A 26,437-nucleotide genomic window follows, 5' to 3' on the forward strand; every position below is an offset into this window, starting at 1 on the left:
GCCGCCACGAGTGCGTGCCGCCGAGGTCGTCCGTCAGTCCACCGTCCGTCAGTCCACCGGCCGTCAGTCCACCGTCCGGGCCGATTCCAGGGCTTCGCGCAGTCGGCCGCCCGAGGCGGCGAGCAGTCGGCGGGCGGTCGGCGCGTCCACTCCGGCGAGCACGACCAGGACGGCGTCCTTGGCCTCGCCGCCCGTCACGGCCAGCGCGCTCCGGACGGTCTCCTGGTCCGCGCCGGTGGCCGTGGCCACGATCCGGTGGGCCCGGTCGCGAAGCTTGGCATTGCCCGCCCGCACGTCGACCATCAGATTTCCGTAGGTCTTGCCGAGCCGAACCATGACGGCCGTCGAGAGCAGGTTGAGGACGAGCTTCTGTGCGGTGCCCGCCTTGAGCCGGGTGGATCCGGCCAGCACCTCCGGCCCCGTCACCACCTCGATGCCCAGCGCGGCCGCCGACACCAGGGCGGACCCCCGGTTGCAGGCCACGCCCACGGTCAGCGCCCCGGCGGCGCGGGCCTGTCGGATCGCGGCCACCGTGTACGGCGTACGGCCCGAGGCGGAGACGCCCACCACGCAGTCGGCGGCCGTCGGAGCGAGTGCTTCGAGGTCGGCGACGGCGAGGTCCGGCCGGTCCTCCGCGCCCTCGACGGCGCGGACCAGCGCTGCGGAGCCGCCCGCGATCAGGCCCACGACCTGGCCGGGGGCGGTGTTGAAGGTCGGCGGGCACTCGCTCGCGTCCAGCACTCCGAGCCGCCCGGCCGTTCCCGCCCCCACGTACACCAGTCGGCCGCCCCGGGCCATCCGGGCGGCGATCGCGTCGGCCGCGGCGGCGATCGGTTCCAGCTGCGTGGCCACGGCCTCGGCCACGGTGCGGTCCTCGTCGTTCATCAGGCGGAGGAGGTCGAGGGTCGTCATCCGGTCGATGCCGGACCAGTCGGGGCGTACGGCCTCGGTCACCGAACCGCCGATGGCGCCGTCGCCGCTGTCGGTCCCGCTGGTGCTGTCGGTGTCGTCGCCGCTGTCGCTGAGGGTGTCGCTGCCGGGGTCGTCGGTCGCACCGGTCGCCGTGCCGGGCTCCGGGTGCGGCGGGAGGTCGCTGTCCATGAGCGCTGTTTCCCCGGGTGGGCGTGCCGTGAACCAGGGTGGGCGGCGGGGCCGGTGCTCCGGGGTTCCGCTGCACGGACGGGTCGCGTCAGGGATCCGGGGCCGGGTGCTCCGGGGCCCGGTGCCAGGGCGCTCCGGGGTCAGGCCATCCAGAAGAAGACGGCCGTCATTCGCCGCTCCTCCAGCGGGATGCCGTAGTAGCCGGTGGCACTGTGGATCAGGTTGGCGCGGTACAGCAGGAGCCGGTTGTAGCGGTTGGGGACGCGGACGTCCTCGGTGAAGGCGTCACCCGGGACGCGGCGCGTGCCGAGCGCCTCGACGAGGTTGTTGTGCGGTGCGTCGACGAGGTTGCCGCCGAGGCGCCCGCCGGGGAACTGCTGGCGGTAGAAGCTGGTGCCGGCCTCCTTGGGGGCGCCGGGGCTGAGGTAGAGGACGGCCGCGTAGCGGCAGAGCGCGCGGGAGTCGGTGTGGGGGCGGGATTCCGACTCGCCGGCGCCGACCAGTTGGACGCAGTTGTGGTTGAGCGTTCCGCCGCCGGGCGTGCTCTGGACCCAGAGCTTGGCGGCACCTGTCGCCCTGCGGACCAGTGCCTCCACCCGGGCGAGCTCGGCGGGCTCCAGGCCGGGCATGGTGCGCAGTCCGGGCCAGGTCTCGGGCCGGTAGGGGTACCCCTCGGTCCAGTCGCCCCGGGCGAGGCACCGTTCACGGACCGCGTCCGGATCGGGCAGCACGTCGTCCAGCACCCAGTAGTCCCGGCCGGGGGTGGGCTTGCGGTAGGGCAGGACGGGCAGGGCTGTCCGCCCGATGGGCTGTGGGGGCATGCGCCGACCATAGGGTCGGGGCCCGCCAACGTTCTGCCGTGAACAAGTCAACCTTTCGTCAAGTGTCGGGACCTGCGCTTTTTCGGTGTGCCGGTGTGCCTGTACGACGAGCGGCCCGGTCGGGGGATGCCGTCGTTGGCGCGCCCGGTGTGTGGCGGCGCGTCAGTCGGTCGGCCGGACGGCGTACCCGTCGAGCGCGCTCCGCAGGTGATCGAAGGCCCGGACGGCGGACGGTCGGATGGCCGCCGATATCGCCTCGTGCTCCTCGCCGGCCAGGACGCGGTGGAAGACCTCGGTGAAGAGCGCGCGGCGGATCGCCGCCAGCAGGCCGGCCGCGAGTCTGGCGGTGAGGTCGCCCGGTGGGGAGTCGGTGGCCTCGGCGAGGGCCGCGGTGAGCGCGTTCTCGCTCTGCTCGTGGATCTCGCGCAGCCGGGCGAGCAGGGCGGGGCTCTCCGTGACGGTGCGGGCGAACGGCGGATCGGCGAAGCCGAGGGCCGGGTCGTGCCGGTCGATCGAGGCGAGGCAGGTGCGGCGCAGCGCCGCCAGCGCGGACTCGTCGGGCGCGCGCCCGGCGACCGCGTCGGCCTGGGCGGCGATCATCTCCCGGTGCAGGTCGAGGACGAGGTCCTCCTTGCGCGGGAAGTGGTTGGTGACGGTCATCTTGGCGACCCCGGCGGCCACCGCGACCTCGGCGATCGTCGTCCGGTCGAAGCCGTGCTCGATGAAGAGCCGCGTGGCGGCGTTCGAGATCGCCTCGCGGGTGCGGCGCTTGTTGAGCTCGCGCAGGTTGGGGGTGCCCTCGGTCATGGCGTGAGAGTAGCGCAGATTCACTGGGTCGGGTACAGAAATTAGGCTTGACCCAGTCAATGGGTCCGACCTAAGTTGGCTCCCGGCGGGCCACCGGACCGGACCGCTGCTCGATGCCACTCGGACCGAAGGAACCGCGCATGTTCACTCACCCCTCCGCACTCCGGCTGCTGACCGTGCACGCCCACCCCGACGACGAGTCCAGCAAGGGGGCGGCCACCCTCGCCCGCTACGCCGCCCAGGGGGTGGACGTCATGGTCGCGACGTGCACCGGCGGCGAGCGCGGCTCGGTGCTCAACCCGGCACTCGACCGGCCCGGGACCAGGGCCGAGTTGACCCGGATCCGGCGCGAGGAGATGGCCGCCGCACGCGGGATCCTCGGTGTCGGCCAGCGCTTCCTGGGCTTCACCGACTCCGGGCTACCTGGCCCCGGCGAGCCACTGCCCGACGGCTGCTTCGCGCTCCTGCCGCCCGCCGTCGCCGCCGAGCCGCTGATCACGCTGATCCGCGAGTTCCGCCCCCACGTCGTCGTCACCTACGACGAGACGGGCGGCTACCCGCACCCCGACCATGTGATGACCCATCGGGTCACCGTCGAGGCGGTCGAGGGCGCGGCCGACCCCGACCGCTCTCCGGAGGCGGGCGAGCCCTGGCAGGTGGCCAAGCTCTACTACCACCTGGCGCTGTCCCGGGCCTGGTTCCAGGCCATGCACGACGCGATGACGGCTCGCGGCGTCGACTCGGCCATGGGCGAGGTGCTGGCCGGCTGGCCCGACGCCCCGCCCGCCCTCGCCACCACCACCCGGATCCGCTGCGCCGAGCAGTTCGCCGTACGGGACGCCGCCCTGCTCGCGCACGCCACCCAGATACAGCCCGGCACCGGGTTCATGGCACACCCACGTGAGATCGAGCGCGAGGTCTGGCCGACGGAGGACTACCACCTGGCCCGGAGCCTGGTGGAGACGGTCCTCCCCGAATCCGACCTGTTCGCCGGTCTGCGCCCCGGAGAGGAGCACGGATGAGGAAGCTCAGAGGGTTGGGCGGAGGCCGGCACACCGGCGGTGGCACGGTGGCCGGACACTGCGGACACGCGGGCCCGGCCCGGAGTCGGGGGCCGCATCAGGGCCCGTGCCGGGGCCGACTCGCGGCCGGTCGCGGGTCAGCACTGCCCGTCGGCGAGGACGAAGTAGCCCGCCCCGGTCTCCTTCAGCGTGTGGATCGTGAAGGTGTTCCAGAGGCCCATGGCCTGCCCCGAGCCGAGGGCGTAGGTGAGGCCGCCGGCCTGGGTCGCACGGCCCGCCTTCACCTGGTCGTAGTTGCTGTCCGTGAAGCACTGCTGCGCGCCGCCGGGAGTGCTCGCCGTCACCGCCGCCGACCGGGCTCCCACGGCGCCCGCCGCGTCGACGGCGGCCACGGTGTAGGTGTACGAGGCCCCGGGGTTCAGGCCGCCGTCGGTGTACGAGGTGCCGGCCGGGGCGGCCACCCGCGTTCCGTTCCGGTACAGCACGTAGGACGCAGCGCCGGTGACGGCCTGCCAGCCGAGCGCGATCGAGTCCTGGCCGGTGGCGGTCGCGGTCAGGCCCGTCGGTGCGGGCAGCGAGGGCGTGGCCGGGCCGCCGCCGTCCAAGCCCCAGAACCGCGCGGTGTAGTAGCTGGAGCAGATCGTGTCGAGGAAGTAGGCGCCGCCGGCTCCGCACTGGTCCGCCCCCGGGCCCGGGTCGACCGCGAGTCCGTGACCCATCCCCGCGACGGAGTAGAGCGCCACGGCGGGCCGGCCGCTCGCGTCGTTGTAGACGGACTCGGTGGTGCCACCCGGCAGGTTCCGGGTGGCGGAGGCGCTCTGGCCGATGCCCCACACATCCGTCCACTGGTCCCGCAGCTCGGTGCCGTTCACGGGCCTGACGGTGGTGTCCGCGGTGCCCTGCCAGATCGCCACCCGGGGCCACGGCCCGCTGTGGCCCGGGTACGCCCGGCGGACTCGGTCGCCCCACTGGACCGGGGTGAGCCGCTGGTCGTTGTTCTGGCACCCGGAGGCGGCGGCCTGGGTGGTGGCGCAGTGCGCGGGCAGGCCGGAGTCGATCGCCCCGCCCGCGAACACGTCCGGGTAGTCGGCCAGCAGGTCGGCCGCCATACCGCCGCCGGCCGAGAGGCCCGTGACGAACACCCGGCGCCCGTCGGAGCCGTACAGGGCCCGGGCTTCGGTGACCATCTCGGACACCGATTCGGCCTCGCCCGCGCCCCGGCTGTCCTTGGCGGCGTCGAACCAGCTGAAGCAGGAGAGGGCGTTGTTGGCGCTGCCGGTCTGCGGGAACACCACCGCGAAGCCGTACCGGTCGGCCAGGGTGGTCCAGCCGGAGTTGCGGTAGTAGTCGGTGGCTGTCTGGGTGCAGCCGTGCAGCGCCACCACCAGCGGTGCGCCGGTCGGCAGGCCTGCCGGGGTGTAGGAGAACATCGCCAGGTTCCCGGGGTTGCCACCGAACCCGGTGACCTGTTGGAAGGTCCCGCCCGCCGTGGAAGCGGCAGGGGCGGCCACATGCGCGGCGGAAGTCGCGGAGGCCGCGGTACGGCCGGGGCCCGGGGTGGCGGCCGCGACGGCGGAGGCCGGTGCCGTGGAGGCGAGTGCCAGCGCCGCGAGCAGCGCAGCCGCGGCGCGGCGCGCGAGCCGCCGGCCCGCGCGGGCCGGACCGGCGACGGGCACGGCGCGGGCGGTCCCGGTCTCAGTGGTACCGGGTGCGCTGGATCCGGGCACGTCGGATCCGGGCACGCCGGATCCGGTCGGTGGGACGGGCGCGGTGGACGGGGCGGTCACGGCGGGCGCGGTCGACACGCGCACGGGCAGCAGAACCATGGACGACTCCTGGGTGGGGGCGGAGTTCGGTGGACTGCCGTGCAGCGTGCCGCGTCCGGCCATCGGGTGACATGTGACGGTCACCCGTTGTCGGCGCGCCCGTCATGGCCGGTGCCGCCATGGGCGGAGCCGCTCCGTAGTGCGAATCGCAGTTGAGCCGGACGGGCGGAGCGGGCAGGTTGGTCCCATGACCACGTATGGATTCCAGGGAGAGCAGACCGTGCCGGACGAGGCGTCGCACAGCCGTACCCACCACTGGCAGGCCGGACCGCCGGTCTCCGCGTTTCCGCACCTCACCGGGGAGGAGATCCTGCAGGAGATGATCGCGGGACGGATCCAGGCTCCGCCGATCGCCAGCACCCTGGGCTTCGGACTGGTCGAGGCCGGGCCGGGCACGGCGGTCTTCGAGGGCGAGGTCGGCGAGCATCTCTTCAACCCGATGAACACCGTGCACGGCGGCTACCTCGCCACCCTGCTCGACTCGGCGCTCGGCTGCGCCGTGATGAGCCGACTGCCCGCCGGCACGGCCTACACCACGACCCAGTTGAACGTGCACATGGTGCGCCCGGTGTTCGCCGACTCGGGGAAGCTGCGGTGCGAGGCCGTGGCGCTGCACGTCGGCCGTACCCTCGCGACGGCGGAGGCGCGGGTGGTCGGCGTGGAGGACGGCAAGCTGTACGCGCACGGGACGACCACCTGCGCGGTCCTGGCGCCGCGTCCGACGGCATGACACGGCGGCCCCCGGGCCGTTCCCCGGGTTCTGGCGGCCGGGGCCCGGAAGGACGGGGTGTCGGGTGCGTCAGAGCGCGGCGGCGAGCACTCCGCACAGCGCGAGGAAGCCGCAGATGCCGAAGTTGATCAGCTTGTGGGAGAGGAAGACGGCGGCGAACTCCCGGATCGTCGCGCTCGGCCAGTAGTACGCCGCGGTGGGGGAGCCGAAGACCTGCCCGGTCACACCCGCCTTACGGGCCGTCAGCGCGGCACGGAACGCGTGGAAGTTGTTGGTGACGATCACGCAGCGGTACCCGGGCTTGGCCTGCTCCATGATCGCCCTGGAGAAGAGCAGGTTCTCCTCCGTCGTGCGCGAGTGCTCCTCACGCACGAGGTGTGCCTCGGGGAAGCCGCGCTGCACGAGGTAGTCGGCCATCGCGTGGGACTCGGGCAGCTTCTCGTCCGGTCCCTGGCCGCCCGAGGTGATCAGCACCGGTGGGTTGCCGCGAGCGGCCTGCTTCTCGTACACCTCACGGCCCCGGTTCAGCCGGCTCGCCAGCAGCGGCGGCACCCGGTCGCCGCCGATCAGGCCGGAGCCGAGCACCACGACGAAGTCGACGTCCCGGCGGGGGCGGTGGCGGCCGTACAGGAAGGCGTAGCCCACGAAGCAGACGAACAGGAAGGAGATGTAACCGACCACCAGCACGGCGGTGCCGGCGAGGACCCCCAGCCGGTACGAGCGGGTCACCACGGCGGCGACGAGCAGGCTGATCACGGAGAGGATGCCGAGGCCCGCGAGCAGGGACAGCAGATTGGCCGGCCGTCTGCCCTCCTTGCGGACCATCGTCAGGCCGTTGGCGATCAGGAAGCCGACCAGCGCCAGCGTTCCGACCGCCGGCAGCAGGATGATGGCGACGGCTGCCACCTCGGCGACCAGTGTCGGGGCCTTGCGCAACTCGGCGAGCAGCGCCAGGGCGAGAAAGGAGACGGCTATGCCGAGCAGGACGGCGTTGCTGAATCGGCGTCGGTCACGGAGCACCCCGATCCCGCACAGGACGAAGAACAGGGCCGCGGGGGCATAGGCGATCATGCTCGTATCGTAGGGGCCCGATCGAGCGGCCGGGAGCGGCCCTTGGGCACACGGCCGACCGGGTCCGGGCGGCCCCCGGCCGGGCAACGGCCGGGCAACTCCGCCGTCTCGGTCTCGCCGCAGGTCCGACTCCCGGTCGGGCCGGCGGACCGTCTCGCCGCCGGCACGAGACGGCCGGAGCGAGCTGTCGTGGTCAGTTCCGGGCGGGTCCGGCGAACCGTTCGATGGCTGCGAACACCGCCTCGCCCATGGCGGGGCTCCCGGTGTGGCCGGAGTCCTGGATGACCGTCAACTCGGCGTCCGGCCAGGCCTTCGCCAGTTCCCAGGCGGTCTTCAGCGGCGATCCGAGGTCCAGCCGGCCGTGGATCAGAACGCCCGGGATCCCGGCCAGCCGTCCGGCGTCGCGCAGGAGTCGGCCGTCCTCCAGGAAGGCGTCGTGCGCGAAGTAGTGCGCGGTAATTCGGGTGAACGCCATCAGGGCGTCGTCCGGGCGGTCGGAGTAGGCGTTCGGTTTCCCCAGCGACTCGTGCGCGATCACCGCGTCCTCCCAGGTCGCCCAGTCCCGTGCGGCCTTGCGGCGGACGGCCTCGTCGGGGCTGTTCAGCAGCCGGCTGTACGCGGCCACCAGGTCGCCGTCCCGTTCGGCGGGCGGCAGCCCGTCGCGGAACGCCTCCCAGGGGCCCGGCAGCAGCCGGCCCACGCCGCGGTACAGCCAGTCGGTCTCCTCGGGGCGGGTCATGGTCACCCCGCAGATCACGATCTCCGAGACCCGCTCGGGGTGGGTCTGCGCGTAGGCGAGGATCAGGGTCGAGCCCCAGGACCCGCCGTACAGCAGCCACTTCTCGATGCCCAGGTGTTCGCGAAGCCGTTCCATGTCGGCGATCAGATGGGCGGTGGTGTTGTGTTCCAGACCGGTCGCCGGGTCGGCGGCGTGCGGCAGGCTCCGTCCGCACCCGCGCTGGTCGAACAGCACCAGGTGGTAGCGCTCGGGGTCGAAGCAGCGCCGGTTCTTCGGACTGTGGCCGGAGCCCGGCCCGCCGTGCACCACGACGGCCGGCTTGCCGGCGGGGTTGCCCGAGGCCTCCCAGTAGATTCGCTGGCCGTCGCCGACCTCCAGGAGTCCTTGCGCGTAGGGCTTGCCGATCGGGTACAGCTCGGGCACGGCGGGAGTCCTCCTGGGCGTGGCGTCGGCCGACCTCGGCGGCGGGCGGGGGCGGTCCCGTGGGACGGCTGCCGGTCGTCAGGGAGTCGGACGGTGTGGCACGGCGGTCGACGGCGGCGAGCCGTGGTGGACGGGCGGATGCCGTGAGGCTACCCGCCCGGCCCACCGCCCGTCGATCACCGGGCGGCGCCGGGCACGACGGGCACTCACAGCGGGCACCCACAGCGGGTGCTCACAACGGGCAGTCACCACCGGGCACTCACAACGGGCGGTCACCACCGGGCACTCACCGGCCGGTCGCCTCCACGGCCGCCTGGGCGGCACGGGCCAGCTCCCGGCGCGGCTGCCCCCGGTCCGCCGGCTGACCGGTCCGGACTGCGGGTGCCGGGATCGCGGGCAGGAAGGTCACCTCGGCCACCAGTCCACGGACCGACACCACCCGGGCGATCGAGGCGAGCAGGCCGTCCTCGCCGACGAAGGCCGGCGTGCTGGTCGCCCGCCCGTCCGAGAGCCGGTAGCGGACCGTCACCGGCTGCACGGGAGCACCGGACTGGACGGCGGCCTCGAAGAGCGCCGGGCGGAACCGGCCGCTCTCCCGCCCGCACCAGGTCGACCCCTCGGGGAAGACGACCACGGGCCGTCCCGCGCGCAGCAGTTCGGTGACCGCGGCGACCGTGCCGGGGAGGGTGCGCAGCCGGTCGCGGTCGAGGAAGACGGTGCCGCCCCAGGCCACCAGCGGGCCGAGCACCGGCCAGTGCCGGACTTCGGTCTTGGCCAGCGAGCGGCCGGGCCGGCCGGCCGCGATCAGCGGGATGTCCAGCCACGAGACGTGGTTGGCCACCACCAGCACCCCGCCGCCGCAGGCCGGGGGCGGCGCGATCCGGACGGTGACCCCGAGCGCGCCGAGCAGGGTGCGTGCCCAGAACCGGACCAGCGCGTCGCGCGGGCCCCCGGGCAGGGCCCGCGCCGACGGGGTGAGCGCGAGGCCCGCCACCAGCACGACCAGGAACGCGGCGAGGCGCAGGATCCGCCGGGGGAGCGCCACCACGGGGGCGGCCTCGGTCAGGCAGGTCTCCGGCGTGCAGGGGGCGGTCGGCAGCCAGACGCTCACGAGAGCGGCCCGGGCGCGGGTTCCGTACCGCCGGGCGCGGCCGGTCCGGTGGCCGGGGCCGCCGGAGCGAGCCCGGAGAGGAAGTGCCGCAGGTAGCGCGGATCGGTGCGCTCCAGGGACAGCAGCACGTAGAGGTCGGCGGTGGCGAAGTCCGGGTCGTGGGCTGGCGCGCCGCAGACCCAGGCGCCCAGCCGCAGGTACCCGCGGAGCAGTGCCGGCAGCGCGGCCCGCTCGGCGCGGGGCAGGCCGGTGGGGTCCCACGGCCGGTGCGGGGCGACCCGGTACTCCTCGGGGGCGAGGTGCTTGGCGCTGACGGTGTCCCAGACCCGCGCCGCCGTCGCGCCGCCGTCGTCCAGCGGGATCGAGCAGCAGCCGCCGACCCAGGTGTTGCCGGTGTCGGCGAGGTAGCGGGCGATGCCGCCCCACATCAGGTTGATGACCGCGCCGTTGCCCCGGTGGTCCGGGTGGATGCAGGAGCGGCCCAGCTCCACCAGGCCGTCGCGGAGCGGGGACAGGTTGCGCAGGTCGAACTCGCCGTCGGAGTAGAGCCGTCCGGCCCGTCGGGCGGCCGCCGGGCGCAGCAGCCGGTAGGTCCCCACCACGGGGCCGTCCTCGCCCTCGCGCACCAGCAGGTGGTCGCAGAACGCGTCGAACGGGTCGACGTCCAGCCCCGCCACCGGGCTGTGCAGCCGGGCACCGAGTTCGGCGGCGAAGACCTGGTGGCGGAGCAGCTGGGCGGCGCGCACGTCGGCCTCGTCGCGAGCGAGCGCGACGGTGTAGGCGGGCGCCGGCACCTTGCCGAGGAGGGCCGGTGCGGAGAGCGCCAGTGCGGAGAGCGCCGGGGCCGCGAGGGCGGGCACGGGAGCGGCCGGGGCGGGTACGGCCGGGGCGGGGACCGGTCGGACGGTGAGCGGCTGGACGACGGTCTGCTGCGCCGGCAGCGGGATGGGGAGTACCGAGGTGTGGCCGGGGGTGACGGCGGGCGGAGCGTACGTGGGGACGGTGGTCATGGCAGACCCTCCAGGGCGGCACGGACGACGGCGGCCACGGATCGCCGTGGCACCGGCCCGCACTCTCGGTCGTGGGGCGTGCGAACCGGTATCCGTATGTTTCTCCGTGTCGGCTGGCGTCCACGTTGCCGTTCGGCAGAGCTTGGATGTGCACCTGCTGAATGGGGCCACTCACTGTCTGCCGGACACCTGTTCGGTGTGCGGGCGCCACCGTATGCTCCGCTCCATGGGGTGGAAACCGGGCTCGGCGCGGCGGCGGGAGATCGCCGCGGAGCTGCGGGACATCCTGCGGGTGCAGGTCCAGCTCGCGGTCGTACTGCTCTTCCTCCACCTGCTCGCCAGGCTGGTCGGACTGGCCACCTCGCCCTGGTGGATGCTGGTGGTGGCGATGGCCGGCGCCCTGCAGATCACCTCCGACCGGTGCTGGGAGGAGGACCGCAGGCGGAGCACCCTCGCCTTCGCGATGGTGGTCGCCCCCGTGACGGGGGTCGTCCCGTTCCTGGCGGTCGGCGCCTTCCTCGGGTGGGAGAGCGGTGCGACGGACGCCGCGCTGGCGCCGTGCACGGTCGTCGGCACGCTGCTTGCGTCGCACGCGCTGCGCACGGCCCACCTCCTGCGCCTGGCCCGTCCGCCTGGTTCCCCGGCCGGAGCGCGGGCCCCCGACGCCGAAGCGCCGGAGCCCCGCGGCGGCGCGGCGTAGGCCCGCCGCGCCGCACCGGGCGCCCGTCACGGCGGGCCGGGGCCCCGCGGCGGCGACACACCCGGGCCGGGGGAGGCCCGACGCCTCAGAAGGCCTGCCAGCCGGCCGGGTCGACCCCGCCGGGCACGGCCTCGGCCGGACCGTAGGGCCGGCGGGTGAAGACGAAGGAGCCGACGTCCAGGTGGCTGACCGAGCCGTCGGCGGCGCGGACGACCCGCAGCGTCTCGCCCGCGTAGTAGTGGTCCAGCCCCGTCCAGGTGCCGTCCGGCTCGGCGCGGAACCGGGAGCTGCGGGTACCGCCGGTGAGCGGGGCCAGTTCGAGGACGCGGTCGGCCTTCAGCCGCAGGGTGTGGCCGGCGGCGCCCCAGTACCAGGGGCCGGTGAGCGCGAGCAGGTCCTCGTCGAGGGAGGACAGCGGGCGCCAGGGTTCGGGCAGCCGGGGTTCGTGCTGGGCGGTGAGGGAGATCAGCTCCGCCGCGACCCGCGGGGTGTCGCCGCCGCCGGTCGCGTTAGCGACCGCGATCGCCGCCAGACCGTCCGCCTCGCTGATCCAGAGACCGGCGGTGAAGCCCGGCATCGAACCGGTGTGGCCGTAGAGCACGCGGTCCTGGTGGCGCAGCAGTTGCAGCCCGAGCCCGTACCCGCCGGACCAGTTCTCGCCGCTCGGGCCGACGGCGGGTACGCGCATCTCGGCGAGGCTCTCGGCGGTCAGCACCTTCGGGTCGCCGGCGGTCAGGAAGGCGGCCCAGCGGGCCAGGTCGGCGACGGTCGACCAGAGCTGCCCGGCCGGTGCCATCAGCCCGGTCTCGGTCAGCGGTTCGGGCAGCATGACGTCGGCCCAGGGGTGGACGGCGAAGCCGCCGGCGTGCGGGTGCTCGGGCAGCAGGGTGGTGCGGTCCATCCCGAGCGGAGCCAGGACCTCGCGGTCCAGCACCTCGTGCCACGGCTCGCCGCGCAGGCGCTCGACCAGCGCGCCGAGCAGGGCGTAGCCGGGGTTGGAGTAGTGGTGGAGCCGCCCCGCCGGGTGCTTGCGCGGGTTGTCGCCCTCCAGGAGGTCGGCGAGCTCGGGGCGCAGCGTGCCGTCGGTCCGTTCCCACCAGGGCGCCGGGGTCTCGGAGGCGAGGCCGGCCGAGTGGGCGAGCAGTTGGGCGACGGTGGCGCCGTCGGCCGGGGTGCCGGGCAGGTGGCGCTCCAGCGGGTCGGCCAGGTCGAGCAGGCCCTCGTCGCGCAGCCGGAGCACCAGGACGGCGACGAAGGTCTTGGTGAGCGAGCCGATCCGGTACTGCACGTCGACGGTGGGCGCATGACCGTCGATCATGCTGCGCGCTCCGCTCCAGACCAGTCTGCCGTCCCGGACCACCGCGGCGACCAGGGAGGGCGTGCGGCCCTCGGCCTGTGCGACCGCGATCCGGTGCAGCAGCGCGCGGCGGGTCGTCGGGAGGAGCTCGTCGTACTGGTCGGTCATCTGATCCTCTGAATCATTCGGTGCAGGGGCTGAAACGCGGACCGGGGCCGGTGTCGACCGTCGCCGGATGCCGTCGGCGGGGCCGGACGGCTCCTTCAACCTACGTCGGTCGTCCACGGTCCTCCACCTCCTTTCCGGCTCCTTTCCGGGCCGGCCGGGGGAGTCCCGCCGAGGGCCCGCCGTGCCGCTCACGGCGGCCCGCCCCGATCCGGATCCGCCAACACGCGGCGGTGGTGACGATCAGTCGGTTACCGGTCGACGCGGAGTAGCCTCGGCTCGACCATGACAAGCCGGCTCGCACGGCACGGCCGCCTCCGGGGCCGGCCGGGGGCAGCCGGCCTCCGGCGATGGGATACCTGATGAGAGCCTGGCTACGGGCAGTCACTGCGGCTGCCCTCGTGACCTTTCTTGCCCTGCCCGCACTGAGCACCGAGGCGGCCGCGACCGACGACGGCCGCGGCCCGGACCACTCCGGCCGGTGCGCCCCCGGTGTCCCGGTCGGCCCCGGCGGCGACGCCTTCTACGAGCCCCCGTCCCCGCTGCCCGAGGGCCGGCACGGCGACCTGATCTGGGCCCGCGCCATCGAGGCGCCCGACCACGCCCGGGCCTGCCGGATCCTCTACCGCTCGACGCTGCACGACGGCACCCCGGTCGCCGTCTCCGGCCTGGTGGCCTGGCCGACCGATGTCGTCCCCCGCCGCGGCGACCGGAACGTCGTGGCGTGGGCCCACGGGACCGTCGGCGGGCCGCGCCAGTGCGCCCCGTCGGCCGCCCCGAACCCGGCCCGGGACCTCGTCGACTACTTCAGCTACCAGAGCCCCTTCTCGATCGACGTCGGAGTGCCCGCGCTGACCCAGTTCCTCGGCGCCGGCGACGTCGTGGTGGCGACCGACTACCAGGGCCTGGGGACGCCGGGCGTCCACCAGTACGTGGTCGGCGCGACCGAGACGCACAACGTGCTGGACTCCGTCACCGCGGTGCGGCAGATCCGCTCGGCCCGGGCGGGCCGGCGCACGGCCGTCCTGGGCTGGTCGCAGGGCGGCGGCGCGGGGCTGTTCGTCGGTCAGGACGCGCCCGGCTACAGTCCGGACCTCGACCTGGTCGGCGTGGCCGCGCTGGCGCCGGCCGCCGACCTCGGTCCGCAGTTCGCCGGTCTCGTGCCGCCCGGTCCGCGCAACGAGTCCTCGGAGGCCCACAACGCGGCGCTGCGGATCAACGTCTACCGGGGCTTCCTGGCGGCCTACCCCGAGCTGCGGGCCACCGACGTGCTGCAGCCGGCCGGACTCCAGGCGTTGGAGGGCGACGGGGTGGCCTGCATCGAGCACTTCGCCGACGTGATCCAGAACAACGTCGCGGACAACCACCAGCTGGACACGCTGTTCAAGCCGCTGCGCGATGTGCCGGAGGTCTGGAGCCGGCGCTTCTACGAGAACACCCCGGGCTACGCCGCCACGGTGGCACCGGTGCTGGTCATGCAGGGAACGGCGGACACCGTCATCAACCCGCACTCCACCGAGCAGTACATCAAGCGGGCCTGCGGGTTCAGCCGGCCGGTCGAATACTCGACCTACCAGGGCGCGACCCACAACACGATCCCGTTCGAGGCGCAGCAGGAGTACCTGACCTGGATCGCCGACCGCTTCGCCGGGAACGCGGCGCCGTCGAACTGCTGACGCGTCGGCGCCTGCCGCTCCCGACCTGAACACACGTTCCGGGGGAGGGGCCGGCGGCCGAAGGCCGCGCGGCCCGGGGTCCACCAGGCACCCGGGCCGCGCGGCCTTCGGCGTCCCCGGGCCGCGTCCCCGTTCGCTCTCCCGGCCCGTTCGCTCTCCCGGCCCGTTCGCTCTCCCGGCGCTCCCCGCGCTCCGGCCCGCTCTCGGCCCCGTTCACCCGTCGCTCGCCGTCCGCTCACCGTCCGCTCGCCGGACGGTACTTGACAGCATGAATTGGTCCAGTCCATTTTGGGCTCCTCCCCGCACCTCCACCCCCACACCCCCACTGGAGGTCCCCGGTGCTCAAGCGCACCCGACTGCCCGCCGTCGGCGCGGCAGCCCTGCTCGCGGCCGCCGCCGCGTTCACCGCCCCCACCGCCGCCCACGCGGCGAACCAACTCGGCAACCCCGGCTTCGAGACCGGCACCCTGTCCGGCTGGTCCTGCACCGGCGGACTCGGCTCGGTGGTCTCCACCCCCGTGCACGGCGGCGGCAAGGCGCTGGCGGGCGCCGCCTCCGCGAGCGACAACGCCAAGTGCACGCAGACCGTCGCCGTCCAGCCCAACACCACGTACTCGCTGTCCGGCTGGGTCCGCGGCAGCTATGTCTACCTCGGTGTCACCGGCGCCGGCTCCGCCTGGACCTCGGCCGCCGACTACACCCGGCTGAGCGTCTCCTTCACCACCGGCGCCACGCAGACCAGCGCGGAGGTCTATGTCAACGGCTGGTACGGCCAGGGCACCTACTACGCCGACGACCTGAGCCTGGACGGCCCAGGCGGCGGGACCCCGGGCGACACCCAGGCACCCACGTCCCCCGGCAACCTGCGCAGCACCGGCAAGTCCGCCACCGGCGTCACCCTCGCGTGGGACGCCGCCACCGACAACGTCGGCGTGACCGGCTACGACGTCTACCAGGGCGCCACCAAGGTCGCCACCACGACCGGCACCGGCGCGACCGTCGACGGGCTGACCGCCGCCACGGCGTACAGCTTCACCGTCAAGGCCCGCGACGCGGCCGGCAACACCTCCGGCTCCTCCGCCGCCCTCGTGGTCACCACCGACCCGGGCGGCGGCACCCCGACCGGGTTCAAGCAGGCCGCGCCCTACCTCTACAACGGCTGGGGCAACCCGCCGGCCCCCACGACCGTCATGAACGCCACCGGCGTGAAGTGGTTCACCCTGGCCTTCGTCCTCGCCCAGAACGGCTGCAACCCCACCTGGGACAGCCAGCGGCCGCTGCTGAACGGGGTCGACCAGGCCACCATCAAGGCCGTCCGCGCGGCCGGCGGCGACGTCGTCCCGTCCATCGGCGGGTGGAGCGGCAACAAGCTCGGCCCCAACTGCGCCACCACCGCCGATCTCGCCGGCGCCTACCAGAAGGTGATCGACGCCTACGGTCTGAAGGCGATCGACGTGGACATCGAGAACACCGACGAGTTCGAGAACACCGTCGTCCAGGACCGCATCCTCGGCGCGCTCAAGATCGTCAAGCAGAACAACCCCGGCCTGCGCACCATCCTGACCTTCGGTACCGGCACCACCGGCCCGACCTCGTACGGGAACCGGCTGATCGAGCAGGCCAAGGCGCTCGGCGCGGACATCGACGTGTTCACCATCATGCCGTTCGACTTCGGCAACGCCTCCACCGACATGTACGCCGCCACCGTGAGTGCGGCGGAGGGCCTGAAGGCCAAGCTCAAGTCCACCTTCGGCTGGGACGACGCCACCGCCTACGCGCACGTCGGCATCTCCGGCATGAACGGCCTCAGCGACAACAACGAGGTCACCACCGTCCAGAACTGGACCGCGATCCGCGACTGGGCCAACAGCCACCACATCGCCCGGCTGGCCTTCTGGTCGGTGAACCGCGACCGCGGCTGCGCGGGCGGCGGCCTGCAGGAGACCTGCTCCGGCATCGCCCAGAACGACTGGCAGTTCACCTCCATCACGGCCGGCTTCACGGGCTGACACCCGGCCGGCGGTCCGGCCCGGGCCCCCTCACCGCGAGGGGTCCGGGCCGGACCGTCAGTAGCCCGGTCGCGGTGGGCCGGTCGGCCCGCTCAGCCCCCGCAGCGGCGGGAGCTCCGGGCGGTCCAGCCACGCGGTGAACAGGGGCTCCAGCGAGTGATCGGCGTAGCGCCCCGCATGGGCGCGCAGGTCGGCGGTGCCGACGACGCCGTGCCGGTGGGCGGTGGCCCACTCCCGGAGCATCGGGAAGAACGCGGCGTCGCCGAGGGTGAGCCGGAGCGCGTGGACGGTCAGGCCGCCGCGCTGGTAGAGCCGGTCGTCGAACATCAGCTTCCGGCCCGGGTCGGCCAGCCTGAGGTCCTGGGGGAGGCCGGCCAGCACGGCGTGCGCGGCCGCCGCGTGCGTGGTGGCCGACGGGCCGCCGGCCCGCTCGGACCAGAGCCACTCCGCGTACTTGGCGAAGCCCTCGTTGAGCCAGATGTGGCTCCAGTCGGCGATCGACACGCTGTTGCCGAACCACTGGTGGGCCAGCTCGTGGGCGATCAGCCGCTCCCGCTCCCAGCCCCCGCCGAGGTGGTTGGTGCCGAAGGTGGCGACGCCCTGCGCCTCCACCGGGACGTCCAGCTCCTCGTCGGCGACGACCACCGTGTACTCGCCGAACGGGTAGGGGCCGAAGACCTCCTCGAAGTACGCGGTCATCCGCGGCTGCCGCCCGAAGTCCACCGCGAAGTCGCCGGCCACCCGCTCGGGCACGTACCCGGTCTGCCGGACGGCCGGGCGCTCGGCGAGCACGACCGGCCGGTACTGGCCGATCGAGACCGTCACCAGGTACGTCGAGGTCGGTGCGCTCTGCTCGTACACCCAGGTCGTGCTGGAGGCGTGCGTGGTGCGGGTGAGCAGCCGGCCGCCGACCACCACGGTGTACGCGGACGGTGTGGTCACCGCTATCTGGTAGGTCGCCTTGTCGGCGGGCCGGTCGTTGCACGGGAACCAGGACGGCGCGCCGACGGGCTGGCTGGCGACCAGCGCGCCGTCGGTCAGCTCCTCCCAGCCGAGGCCGCCCCACGGGCTGCGCACCGGCCGCGGGTTCCCGGTGTAGTGCACCTCGACCGTGAACGCGGCGCCGGCCGCGAGCGCCTTGACCGGCCGCACCCGCAGCTTGCCGGCCCGGTGGGTGTACCGGGCGGCCTTGCCGTCCACCAGGACCCGGCCGATCCGGAACTCGGCGAGGTCGAGCGCGAACTCGGGCAGCGCCGTCCCGGCGACCGCGCTCAGTCGCGCGGTGCCGCCCAGCCGGTTGGGCCCGGGGCGATAGTCCAGGGCGAGCTCGTAGCGGTGCACCCGGTAGCGGGTGTCCCCGCTGTTCGGGAAGTACGGGTCCGGGGCGGCGGCGCGGGCCGCCGAGGCGTGCTGGTGGTTCACCGGGCGGGGTTTCACCGGGTCGTGCGCTCCCTGCGAACTGGGGGACGTGGAGGTGGCGGGCGGGTCGGAGGGGGCGGCGGTCACGAGGTGGCCTGCCACACCTCGATCGGGTTGCCCAGCCACCGCGTGTCGGCGGGGACGGACTCGGCGCGCATCACCAGCGAGGCCGGGCCCAGGGTGCTGCGTGCGCCCACCGTACTGCCGGGCAGCACGATGCCGCCCGGGCCCAGGGTGGCGCCCTCGCGGAGGATGACAGTATCCATCCGCATGATCCGGTCGTGGAAGAGGTGGGTCTGCACCACGCAGCCCCGGTTGATGGTCACCCCGTCACCGAGGGTGACCAGGTCCGCCTCCGGCAGCCAGTAGCTCTCGCACCAGACACCCCGCCCGACCCGCGCGCCGAGCGCCCGCAGCCAGACGTTCAGGACCGGCGTGCCCGGGACCGCTCCCACCAGCCACGGCACCGCCAGGACCTCGACGAAGGTGTCCGCGAGCTCGTTGCGCCAGACGAAGCCGCTCCAGAGCGGGTGCTCGACCGCCCGGAACCGCCCGACCAGAAGCCACTTCGCGGCCACCGCGACCACGCAGGCCGCCCCGCCCGCCGCGAGCAGCACCAGCCCGGAGAGCAGCGCCGCCGCCACCGGGGACCAGTTCGCCGACAGCCAGGAGAGCGACGCGAGGGTCAGCGCACCGAGCGCGCCGGAGGCCAGCACCGGCAGCAGCCGGGCCACCTCCACCAGCCCGCGGGCCCAGAGCAGCCGGGCCGGCGGCTCGTAGGTGAGGCTCTGGTCGGCCTGGTCGGCCGAGCGCGGCAGCCGCATCGGCGGCATGCCCAGGTAGGAGCTGCCCTTCTTGGCCTTCTTCGGCGTCGCCGACAGCACACCCACCAGCCCGCGCGCCGGGACGGCCCGCCCGGGAGCGGTCATCCCCGAGTTGCCGAGGAACGCCCGCTCACCGACCTTCGCCTCACCGAGCCGCAGCCACCCGCCGCCCAGCTCGTACGGGGCGATCAGGGTGTCGTCCGCCAGGAACGCGCCGTCCCCGACCGTGGTCAGGCTCGGCAGCGCCAGCACGGTGGAGACCTCGGCGCCCCGGCCGACCTTCATCCCCAGCGCCCGCAGCCACAGCGGCGTGACCAGACCCGCGTACAGCGGGAACAGGATCTCGCGGGCCTGGTCCATCAGCTGGGTGACCGTCCAGGCCTGCCAGCCGATCCGGCCGTGCAGCGGGTGCACGCCCGGGGCCAGCCCGATGCTGAGCAGCCGCACGGCCGCGACCAGCTGCGCCGCGTACACCAGGCCGTAGGCCAGGGTGGCCGGGAGGAGGCCGAGCAGGGCGCCGCCGAGCGCGGCACCGAGGTCCTGGCCGGGCTGGACGAAGCGGGACAGCACCACGAGCCCGGCGAGGGCGGGCAGCACCGGCAACAGGCTGAGCGCTGTGCCGCTGGCGCCGAAGAGCGCCGCCCAGCGCGCCTGGCGGGCCGGCCGGTCCTTCGGCCAGGTCCGCTCGGCCCGGCCCAGCTTGGCGGCGGGCGCGCCGCCCCAGCGCTGGCCGGTCGGCACGTGCCCGGTGACGCTGGAACCGGCCACCACGTGCGACCGCTTGCCGACCCGGGCGCCGGGCAGCAGGGTCGAGCGGGTGCCGACCACGGCCCCCGAACCGACCTTGACCTGGCCGACCTCCAGCCGGTCGCCGTCCAGCCAGTAGCCGCAGAGGTCGACCTCGGCCTCGACGGCGCAGCCCCGGCCCAGCTTGAGCATCCCGGTGACCGGCGGCATCGAGTGCAGGTCCACCTCCGGGCCGACCTTGGCGCCGAGCGCCCGCGCGTAGCGGGTCAGCCAGGCTCCGGAGAGCGAGGTCGCGCCACTGACCTCGGCCAGCCGCTCGGCGGTCCAGAGCCGTAGATGGGCGCTGCCGCCGCGCGGGTAGCTGCCGGGCCGCAGGCCGCGCAGCAGCAGCCGGGCGCCGCCGGCCGCGATGGCGAGCCGGCCGGCCGGGGAGAACAGTGCCAGCGCGCCCGCGCCGACCACCCACCACGAGGCGGTCGGTGCCCAGGGGTAGTCGCCGAACCAGGCGAGCACATTGCCGAGGGTGAGCAGGGCGACCGTCCAGCGCAGGCCGACCACGGTGAAGAGCGGGATCAGCAGGAGCAGCTGGAGCAGCTTGGCCCTGGTCGGCACCAGGGCGACGGTGCGGGTCTCGCCGCTGTCCGCCACCGACCGCTCCAGATGGCGGGCGAGTTTGCGGAGCGTCGGCTGCTGGTAGATGTCCAGCACGGCGGCGCTCGGGTAGCGGGCGCGCAGCAGGGTGGTGAGCCGGGCGGCGGCCAGGCTGCCGCCGCCGATGGCGAAGAAGTCCTCGCGCGGGCCGCCGACCGGCACGCCGAGGATCTCGGTCCACTGCTCGGCCAGCCAGGCCTCGGTGCCGTAGAGCTGCTCGGTGGGCCCGGCGGTCTCCAGGTCGGGCAGCGGCCAGGGCAGCGCGTTGCGGTCGACCTTGCCGGACGTGCGGGTGGGCAGGGACTCCACGGAGGCCAGCAGGGGCACCAGAGCCGCGGGCAGCTCGGCGCGCAGCCGCTCGACCGAGGCCTCCCGGTCCCAGCCGTCCTTGGTGACCAGGTAGCCGACCAGCAGCTGGTTGCCGCCGCGGGCGGTCCGCACGGCGGCGGCCGCACCGGCGACGCCCGGCAGGGCCTGCAGCGCGGCGTCGACCTCGCCGAGTTCGATCCGGCGCCCGCCGAGCTTGATCTGCTCGTCGCTGCGGCCGAGGAAGAGCAGGCCCTCGGGGTCGGCCTCGACGAGGTCGCCGCTGCGGTAGGCGCGGTCCCAGCCGAGCGAGGGCAGCGGCGCGTACTTCTCGGCGTCCTTGACCGGGTCCAGGTAACGGGCCAGACCGACGCCGCCGATCACCAGCTGGCCGGTGCCGCCCGCGGCGACCGGCTCGCCGGCCTCGTCGACCACGGCGAGGTCCCAGCCGTCCAGCGGCAGGCCGATCCGGACCGGACCGTCGCCGGTGAGCAGCGCGGCGCAGGCCACCACGGTCGCCTCGGTCGGGCCGTAGGTGTTCCACACCTCGCGGCCCTCGGTGACCAGGCGCTGCACCAGCTCGGGCGGGCAGGCCTCGCCGCCGAAGATCAGCAGCCGGACCTCGTTCAGCGCCTCGGCGGGCCAGAGCGCGGCCAGCGTCGGGACGGTGGAGACGACGGTGATCTCCTGCTCGGCGAGCCACGGGCCGAGATCGGCGCCGCTGCGCACCTGCGAGCGAGGGACGGGCACCAGGCAGGCGCCGTAGCGCCAGGCCAGCCACATCTCCTCGCAGGAGGCGTCGAAGGCGACGGAGAGGCCGGCCATCACGCGGTCGCCCGGGCCGATCGGCTCCTCCTGGAGGAAGAGGGCGGCCTCGGCGTCGACGAACGCGGCGGCGTTGCGGTGGGTGACGGCGACGCCCTTCGGCCGGCCGGTCGAGCCGGAGGTGAAGATGATCCAGGCGTCGTCGGCGGGGGTCGGCCGGGTGTCCGCGGCGACGGCGGGCCGCGGGTCGCCGGTGAGGGTCAGGACGCGCTCGGCCCCGAGCACGCCGGCCACGGCGGCCTCCTCGAAGACGAGCTGGGCGCGCTCGTCCGGGTCCTCGGCGTCCACCGGGACGTAGGCGGCGCCCGCGGCCAGTACGGCGAGGATGGCGATGTAGAGGTCGTTGGTGCCGGAGGGGACGCGGACGCCGACCCGGTCACCGGGGCCGATCCCGGCGCCGTTCAGCCGGTGGCGCAGCTGCTCGACCTCGGCGGCGAGTGCCCGGTAGCCGAGGACGGTGTGCCCGTCGTCCAGGGCCGGCTCGTTGGGGTGGGCGCGGACGGCGGCGTCCAGGATGTCGACCAGGGTGCGCGGGGCCGGAGCCGGGCGACCGGGGAAGAGGGCCTGCGGGGCCCGCGCAGTCTGTTCTGTGTGGCTCGGTTCAGCGGTCATGGCTGCCGTGCGCTCCTCGTCCTCGCCCCTGGTTCCGACCGTGTCCGGCCCTTGGGGCGGTGGGACCACTCAGTCTATCGGGTGACCCCACTCCGGGGCCGGAGCGGACAACCTCACCGATGGTAGCCCCGTGTGATGAACGGCGTACTGCCCGACACTCTGCCCAACTGGCCTTGAACTGAATGAATCTGACGTTGCATCAGCTCATAAGTGGGCCTACTCGTGGTGGATGTGACGATCCATCAGTCACTTTGACAGATCGTCAGATCAGAATTTCGATGGTGAGCCACGCCACACGGATCGTGCTCCCTCCGGGTGACGAGGGCTGTCCCGGGGGCGTCGCGGGCACCTCCCACGGGGGTCGGGGACCGGTGCTCGGAAGGCGCCCTGGGCGGACCTCCGGACTCCCGGGGGCGTGCGAGCCGTCCCGCGTGAGAGCGCGGCCGGCGCCGCCGTCCGCGCCTTCATAGCCGGGCAGGGCAGGGCGTGGCGGATCCGGCGGGCCGGACGACGTCGACGGGTGACCGGGCCGACCCCGCCGACGACGGCCGGCAGGGTCGTCCAGTGGCCGAGCGCAGGGAATTCGCCCGCGCGAGGCGCATTCATCATATTGGCGTTCTTATTTCGCATCACATTCTCCGAGGGTCGTGCGGCCCGGGGTGCGAGGCCCGGGATCGAGCTGTCACCCCGGGGCCCGGGGTCGACGAGGGGACATTAACCGGCGCCACTGACAATGGCTCTGAATCGGGAGAGTTCGAAGGGGGATTGAAAAGGACGTACAGTCACACTAATTCGTACAGGTATTCACATGGGCGAATGCCCGTGCTAGCGTGCGGACGCCAGCTTCTCAGAATCGAGAAAGTGGGTCCTGGCATGAGTCAAGAATTCTCTCGCCGCGGGTTCCTGGGCAGTGCCGGAATGGCTGCCGCCGGGGTCTCCGCCGTTTCGTTGGGGGTCGGCGCGGCCGGCCCGGCCGCGGCCGAGTCGGCCGGCGCCCCCGGCGTCCTCGGCGGGCAGTCGGTGCTCCCGGGCGATCCGCGGTACCAGACGCTCAGTCAGGGCTTCAACCAGCGCTGGTCCAGCAGACCGGCCTACATCCGGCTGGTGGGGAGCGACGCGGACGCGGTGGCGGCGCTGAAGACCGCGCTCGACAAGGGGCTGCGGCCGACGATCCGGGGCGGCGGGCACTGCTACGAGGGGTTCGTCGACAACGACCGGGGCGTCATCCTCGACCTCAGCACTCTGCGCGGTGTCCGCGCGGCGCGGGACAAGTTCGGCGCCCCCACCTACTGCGTCGAGGGCGGCGCGACCAACTGGGACGTCTACACCAGCCTGTTCCGGACGTACGGCGTCACGCTGCCCGCGGGGTCGTGCTACTCGGTCGGGGCGGGCGGTCACGTCAGTGGCGGCGGGTACGGGCTGCTCTCCCGAAGAGACGGGCTGACCGTCGACCACCTCGTCCAGGTGGACGTGGTCACGGTCCGCGGCGGCACGGTGGAGCTGACCACGGCCCACCGGGACGACCCCGCGACCTCGCCGGAGAGCGACCTCTTCTGGGCGCACACCGGTGGGGGCGGCGGAAACTTCGGCGTCGTCCTGCGCTACCACTTCGCCCGCCTCCCCAAGCCGCCGCCACGGGTCTGGCTGAGCAGCGTGGCCTGGTCCTGGGCGGACCTGCTCAAGCACCCGGAGGACTTCCGCCGCCTGGTGGAGAACTTCGGATCCTTCTTCGCCCAGCACAGCGGTCCGAAGGAGACGGTCTACCGGGGCCTCTTCGCGATCCTCAAACTCACCCACCGGACGAACGGGAACGTCGTCCTGCTCAGCCAGTGGGACGAGGACGATCCGTCGCCGCTGGAGGAGTTCCTGGCCGCGATGGAGGCCGGGCTGACGAGCAGGGCCGTGGTCCAGAGCTACGCCGCCGGGGGCGTGCTCCTGCCGTATCCGGACAAGCGCCGACAGATGCCGTGGTTCCAGGCCACCATGACGCTGAACCCCTCCGGGGCCAATCAGCGCGGCAAGTACAAGTCCGCCTACCACCGGCGGCGCTTCACCCCCACACACATCGACGCCTTCTGGGAGTGGCTGACCAAAACCGTCCCCGGCGTGGATCTCACCCAGACGCTGGTCCAGATCGACTCCTACGGCTGCCGGATCAACGAGCACAAGCCCGCCGAAGCCGCGATCCCCCAGCGCGACTCCGTGATGAAGCTCCAGTACCAGACCTACTGGACCGACCCCGCGCAGGACGCCGCGCACCTGGCCTACCTCGGCGGGCTCTACCAAGCGGTCTACAAGGCCACCAACGGCATCCCGGAGATCGACACGGACACCGACGGCGCCTATGTGAACTACCCCGACGTCGACCTCGGAACGGCCGACCAGAAGCACCCGGCCTACCAGCGGCTCTACTACAAGCAGAACTACGCCCGACTGCAGAAGGCCAAGAAGACCTGGGATGCCGGGAACGTCTTCCACCACGCCCAGTCGATCACCTTGCCGTCCTGACCGCACACACAGAGCCATGTCGACCATCCGGAAAGTAGGTGATATCGGGGCGAATGGTGTGAGCAAAGAGGTCGACGTGGCTTTCTGCCCCGAGCGCGGGAGGGCGGCCGGACCTCCTCGCAGCGGCGGTGCGGGTTCGACGTGCCGTGGGCTGATCTCTCAGGTGTTCGCGTATCTGTGAGGGTGGACTCGGACTGATGCTGACTTCTGCTGGTCTAAGCCGATGGTGAGTCAGGTCTGATCGGCGTAGGCGGAAGCTGTTCGAGCAGGAGCGGTCGGAGAGGCCGGGCGAGGGCTGGAATCGCTCTGCGGCGCCTCTGCATGAGCATGTGCGGAAATGGCCTGGCTGCTGATCGGTACCCGGGCGGCCTGGTGTGCGGGCCCGGGAGCGAGCTGAAGGCGGAGGCGGCGGTTGGGATGGCCACCTCCATGCGAATCCTGGTCCTGGGTGGCAGTTGGTCGAGCACCGCCGAGACCCGGATTCCCGGGTCCGCGCCGGGCGGCAGCGGCGGTACCGTTCCGGCGAGGGCGCTGTGCGAAGCCGGTGTCCAGGCGCGGCAGGCGTGCGTCCACCACGGTGAAACCCTGTCGGCGGTGCTCGGCGCGCACCGATTCGAGCCAGGCGGCCAGGGCGGCCTCGGCAGCCCGGTAGGCAGCGGTTCCCGACAGCTGGCGCTCTACGATGACGCCGGTCAGCGCCCCGATCACACCGGTGGCGTCCATCACCAGCAGCCGCCATCCGCCGAACTCCACCGCCGAACTCCACCGCCGAACTCCACCGCCGAACTCCACCGCCGTCTCCTCCCAGGGCGAGCGACGCAGGCCGGCTGCGCGCGTGCGACCCGCACGCACCGGATTCCCCGCCGGGGTGGGTCACCGTTGGGCCAGCACCCGGGGAAGGCGCTCGGCGACCGCATTCGCGAGACGCTCGAACTCGGCCCGCAGGAACGGCGCCGCAAGGCGCGCCAGGCCGTGGAAGTGCAACGACGCGCGGTAGACCACCAGCGTTCGGCCCTCGGTTGCGCGGACCGTGATGTCGTCCGTGGCCGTGACGGTACGGTTGTGTCCGACGAATACCAGCCGGGCGGGCCCGTACTCCTCCAGGCGGTAGTCCAGGTCGGTTTGCCGCCCTCGGAACCGCGAGGTGTTGCGCCAGCGCGCACCTACCACGAGCGGACCGGGGTCCAGGCGCACGCAGGCCACGGTGCCCGGATCCCACTCCACTGTGTTGCCGAAGTCCGCCAGGTACCTCACCACCTCCCCGGCAGGGCGCCCGATCACCATGCTCCGTTCGACGCTGATCATCAGCTCGCCTTTCCGTCGTGGCCCGCCGCTTTGCGGGCTGCCGCTGTCTTGTTCGATGGCCGGGCCGGGTCCACCGTCACCGGTTCGATGATCATCCGTACCTCCCCTGCTGGCGTTCAGGCCTCGGATGGTGCGCTCCTGGCGGTGGGGCGGGGAACTCGCAGCGTTGCTGCACTGGAGATCGGCGGAGCTGCCGGGGACCGCTACCGCGGCCGTCTGCGAGCTGCTCCGTCGGGGCTTACGAGGCTGAGTGAAGCGCTGCGGGCCCCGCAGGTGTTGTCCTGCGGGGCCCAGGCGGCGGCTCGGGCCGGTCACCCGGTCTTGTCGCCCGGGTGGTCGAGCCACGCGCTCCGCCGACCCTTGGAGGAGACGGTGGGCGCCTCGCGTTCGTACCCGGCGAGTGCCAGCCCGAGCCCGAAGAACGTGGGCGCCCACTCGCCCACGAAGATGCCCCACCGGTCGGCGCGTTCAACGCCGGCCTGTTCGGCTTTCATCGAGGCGATCCAGCTCAGCAGGGACAGGCCGATGGATCCGAATGCCGCCGCGTAGGCGTGTTCGCTGGTGATTCCGGCTTCGTGGAGTCGTCGCACGATGGCCATGACTTCCCTCCGACATGCTCGAATCGGTCTTGGGCTTTCAGCCTGAGAGCAGGCTCGTTGGTCCGGTAGTCGCATCGTTGGTGCATCGTCCGCCCTCCCGCCGTCCGGCCCGGCGCGATCCCTTCCTGCGAGC

20 protein-coding genes are annotated in these 26,437 nt (G+C 73.4%); 6 read left to right on the forward strand and 14 right to left on the reverse strand.

Going from position 1 to position 26,437, the window contains the following annotated elements; translation table 11 throughout:
* Positions 1–63: 63 nt before the first annotated feature.
* The 3 genes from murQ to ACIF6L_RS19615 form a co-directional block, all read right to left on the reverse strand.
* The gene (gene murQ / locus ACIF6L_RS19605) at positions 64–1,101 is read right to left on the reverse strand and encodes an N-acetylmuramic acid 6-phosphate etherase (protein ID WP_396486336.1); all 1,038 of its coding nucleotides are present in this window, start codon (positions 1,099–1,101) and stop codon (positions 64–66) included.
* A 140-nt stretch (positions 1,102–1,241) separates the two neighbouring features.
* Positions 1,242–1,922, reverse strand: a complete 681-nt coding sequence (locus ACIF6L_RS19610) for a DUF6445 family protein (RefSeq protein ID WP_380383702.1) — start codon at positions 1,920–1,922, stop codon at positions 1,242–1,244.
* A gap of 162 nt (positions 1,923–2,084) precedes the next feature.
* Positions 2,085–2,729: a TetR/AcrR family transcriptional regulator gene (locus tag ACIF6L_RS19615; RefSeq protein WP_396486335.1), complete on the reverse strand. Its 645-nt coding sequence runs from the start codon at positions 2,727–2,729 to the stop codon at positions 2,085–2,087.
* A gap of 140 nt (positions 2,730–2,869) precedes the next feature.
* Between ACIF6L_RS19615 and mca the strand changes: the two genes are divergently transcribed.
* The gene (gene mca / locus ACIF6L_RS19620; RefSeq protein WP_396486334.1) at positions 2,870–3,751 is read left to right on the forward strand and encodes a mycothiol conjugate amidase Mca; all 882 of its coding nucleotides are present in this window, start codon (positions 2,870–2,872) and stop codon (positions 3,749–3,751) included.
* A 137-nt stretch (positions 3,752–3,888) separates the two neighbouring features.
* Here the strand turns inward: mca and ACIF6L_RS19625 are convergent, their stop codons facing one another.
* The gene (locus tag ACIF6L_RS19625; protein WP_396486333.1) at positions 3,889–5,577 is read right to left on the reverse strand and encodes a PHB depolymerase family esterase; all 1,689 of its coding nucleotides are present in this window, start codon (positions 5,575–5,577) and stop codon (positions 3,889–3,891) included.
* 187 nt (positions 5,578–5,764) lie between these two features.
* Between ACIF6L_RS19625 and ACIF6L_RS19630 the strand changes: the two genes are divergently transcribed.
* Positions 5,765–6,307 (forward strand): PaaI family thioesterase, encoded by a 543-nt coding sequence (locus ACIF6L_RS19630; RefSeq protein ID WP_396486332.1) that lies wholly within the window; start codon positions 5,765–5,767, stop codon positions 6,305–6,307.
* Positions 6,308–6,376: 69 nt separating this feature from the next.
* Here the strand turns inward: ACIF6L_RS19630 and ACIF6L_RS19635 are convergent, their stop codons facing one another.
* The 4 genes from ACIF6L_RS19635 to ACIF6L_RS19650 form a co-directional block, all read right to left on the reverse strand.
* Positions 6,377–7,378 (reverse strand): YdcF family protein, encoded by a 1,002-nt coding sequence (locus tag ACIF6L_RS19635; RefSeq protein WP_329485923.1) that lies wholly within the window; start codon positions 7,376–7,378, stop codon positions 6,377–6,379.
* A gap of 193 nt (positions 7,379–7,571) precedes the next feature.
* Positions 7,572–8,540, reverse strand: coding sequence for a prolyl aminopeptidase (gene pip / locus ACIF6L_RS19640; protein ID WP_359804497.1), 969 nt, complete (start codon positions 8,538–8,540; stop codon positions 7,572–7,574).
* 286 nt (positions 8,541–8,826) lie between these two features.
* On the reverse strand, positions 8,827–9,651 hold the full coding sequence (locus tag ACIF6L_RS19645; RefSeq protein ID WP_396486331.1) for a lysophospholipid acyltransferase family protein: 825 nt from the start codon (positions 9,649–9,651) through the stop codon (positions 8,827–8,829).
* Positions 9,648–10,661, reverse strand: coding sequence for a GNAT family N-acetyltransferase (locus ACIF6L_RS19650; protein WP_396486330.1), 1,014 nt, complete (start codon positions 10,659–10,661; stop codon positions 9,648–9,650). The genes ACIF6L_RS19645 and ACIF6L_RS19650 overlap by 4 nt, the downstream gene beginning before the upstream one ends.
* Positions 10,662–10,887: 226 nt before the next feature.
* On the opposite strand from ACIF6L_RS19650, the gene ACIF6L_RS19655 reads away from it, so the two are divergent.
* Entirely contained in the window at positions 10,888–11,361 is a 474-nt protein-coding gene (locus ACIF6L_RS19655) for a hypothetical protein (RefSeq protein WP_396486329.1), read from the forward strand.
* Between the two features lie 85 nt (positions 11,362–11,446).
* Here ACIF6L_RS19655 and ACIF6L_RS19660 read toward each other — a convergent pair whose 3' ends face one another.
* Entirely contained in the window at positions 11,447–12,826 is a 1,380-nt protein-coding gene (locus tag ACIF6L_RS19660; RefSeq protein WP_396486328.1) for a serine hydrolase domain-containing protein, read from the reverse strand.
* A 398-nt stretch (positions 12,827–13,224) separates the two neighbouring features.
* On the opposite strand from ACIF6L_RS19660, the gene ACIF6L_RS19665 reads away from it, so the two are divergent.
* Both ACIF6L_RS19665 and ACIF6L_RS19670 read left to right on the forward strand, forming a co-directional pair.
* Positions 13,225–14,499 carry a lipase family protein gene (locus tag ACIF6L_RS19665; RefSeq protein ID WP_396486327.1) on the forward strand — a complete coding sequence of 425 codons (1,275 nt, stop codon included), beginning with the start codon at positions 13,225–13,227 and terminating at the stop codon, positions 14,497–14,499.
* 338 nt (positions 14,500–14,837) lie between these two features.
* On the forward strand, positions 14,838–16,508 hold the full coding sequence (locus tag ACIF6L_RS19670; RefSeq protein WP_396486326.1) for a carbohydrate binding domain-containing protein: 1,671 nt from the start codon (positions 14,838–14,840) through the stop codon (positions 16,506–16,508).
* Positions 16,509–16,565: 57 nt separating this feature from the next.
* Here ACIF6L_RS19670 and ACIF6L_RS19675 read toward each other — a convergent pair whose 3' ends face one another.
* Both ACIF6L_RS19675 and ACIF6L_RS19680 read right to left on the reverse strand, forming a co-directional pair.
* Entirely contained in the window at positions 16,566–17,945 is a 1,380-nt protein-coding gene (locus ACIF6L_RS19675; protein ID WP_396486325.1) for a M1 family metallopeptidase, read from the reverse strand.
* 65 nt (positions 17,946–18,010) lie between these two features.
* On the reverse strand, positions 18,011–21,892 hold the full coding sequence (locus ACIF6L_RS19680) for a Pls/PosA family non-ribosomal peptide synthetase (RefSeq protein ID WP_396486324.1): 3,882 nt from the start codon (positions 21,890–21,892) through the stop codon (positions 18,011–18,013).
* Positions 21,893–22,810: 918 nt separating this feature from the next.
* On the opposite strand from ACIF6L_RS19680, the gene ACIF6L_RS19685 reads away from it, so the two are divergent.
* Positions 22,811–24,400 (forward strand): FAD-binding oxidoreductase, encoded by a 1,590-nt coding sequence (locus ACIF6L_RS19685; RefSeq protein ID WP_396486323.1) that lies wholly within the window; start codon positions 22,811–22,813, stop codon positions 24,398–24,400.
* Positions 24,401–24,631: 231 nt separating this feature from the next.
* Here ACIF6L_RS19685 and ACIF6L_RS19690 read toward each other — a convergent pair whose 3' ends face one another.
* The 3 genes from ACIF6L_RS19690 to ACIF6L_RS19700 form a co-directional block, all read right to left on the reverse strand.
* Positions 24,632–25,192, reverse strand: coding sequence for a hypothetical protein (locus ACIF6L_RS19690; RefSeq protein ID WP_396486322.1), 561 nt, complete (start codon positions 25,190–25,192; stop codon positions 24,632–24,634).
* An 81-nt stretch (positions 25,193–25,273) separates the two neighbouring features.
* Complete coding sequence (locus ACIF6L_RS19695) at positions 25,274–25,705, reverse strand: SRPBCC family protein (RefSeq protein ID WP_396486321.1); 432 nt, start codon at positions 25,703–25,705, stop codon at positions 25,274–25,276.
* A 311-nt stretch (positions 25,706–26,016) separates the two neighbouring features.
* The gene (locus ACIF6L_RS19700) at positions 26,017–26,304 is read right to left on the reverse strand and encodes a hypothetical protein (protein WP_359804509.1); all 288 of its coding nucleotides are present in this window, start codon (positions 26,302–26,304) and stop codon (positions 26,017–26,019) included.
* Positions 26,305–26,437: the final 133 nt, after the last annotated feature.

Origin of the sequence: Kitasatospora sp. NPDC086009, assembly GCF_044540385.1 — a bacterium.
Taxonomy (GTDB): Bacteria; Actinomycetota; Actinomycetes; order Streptomycetales; family Streptomycetaceae; genus Kitasatospora.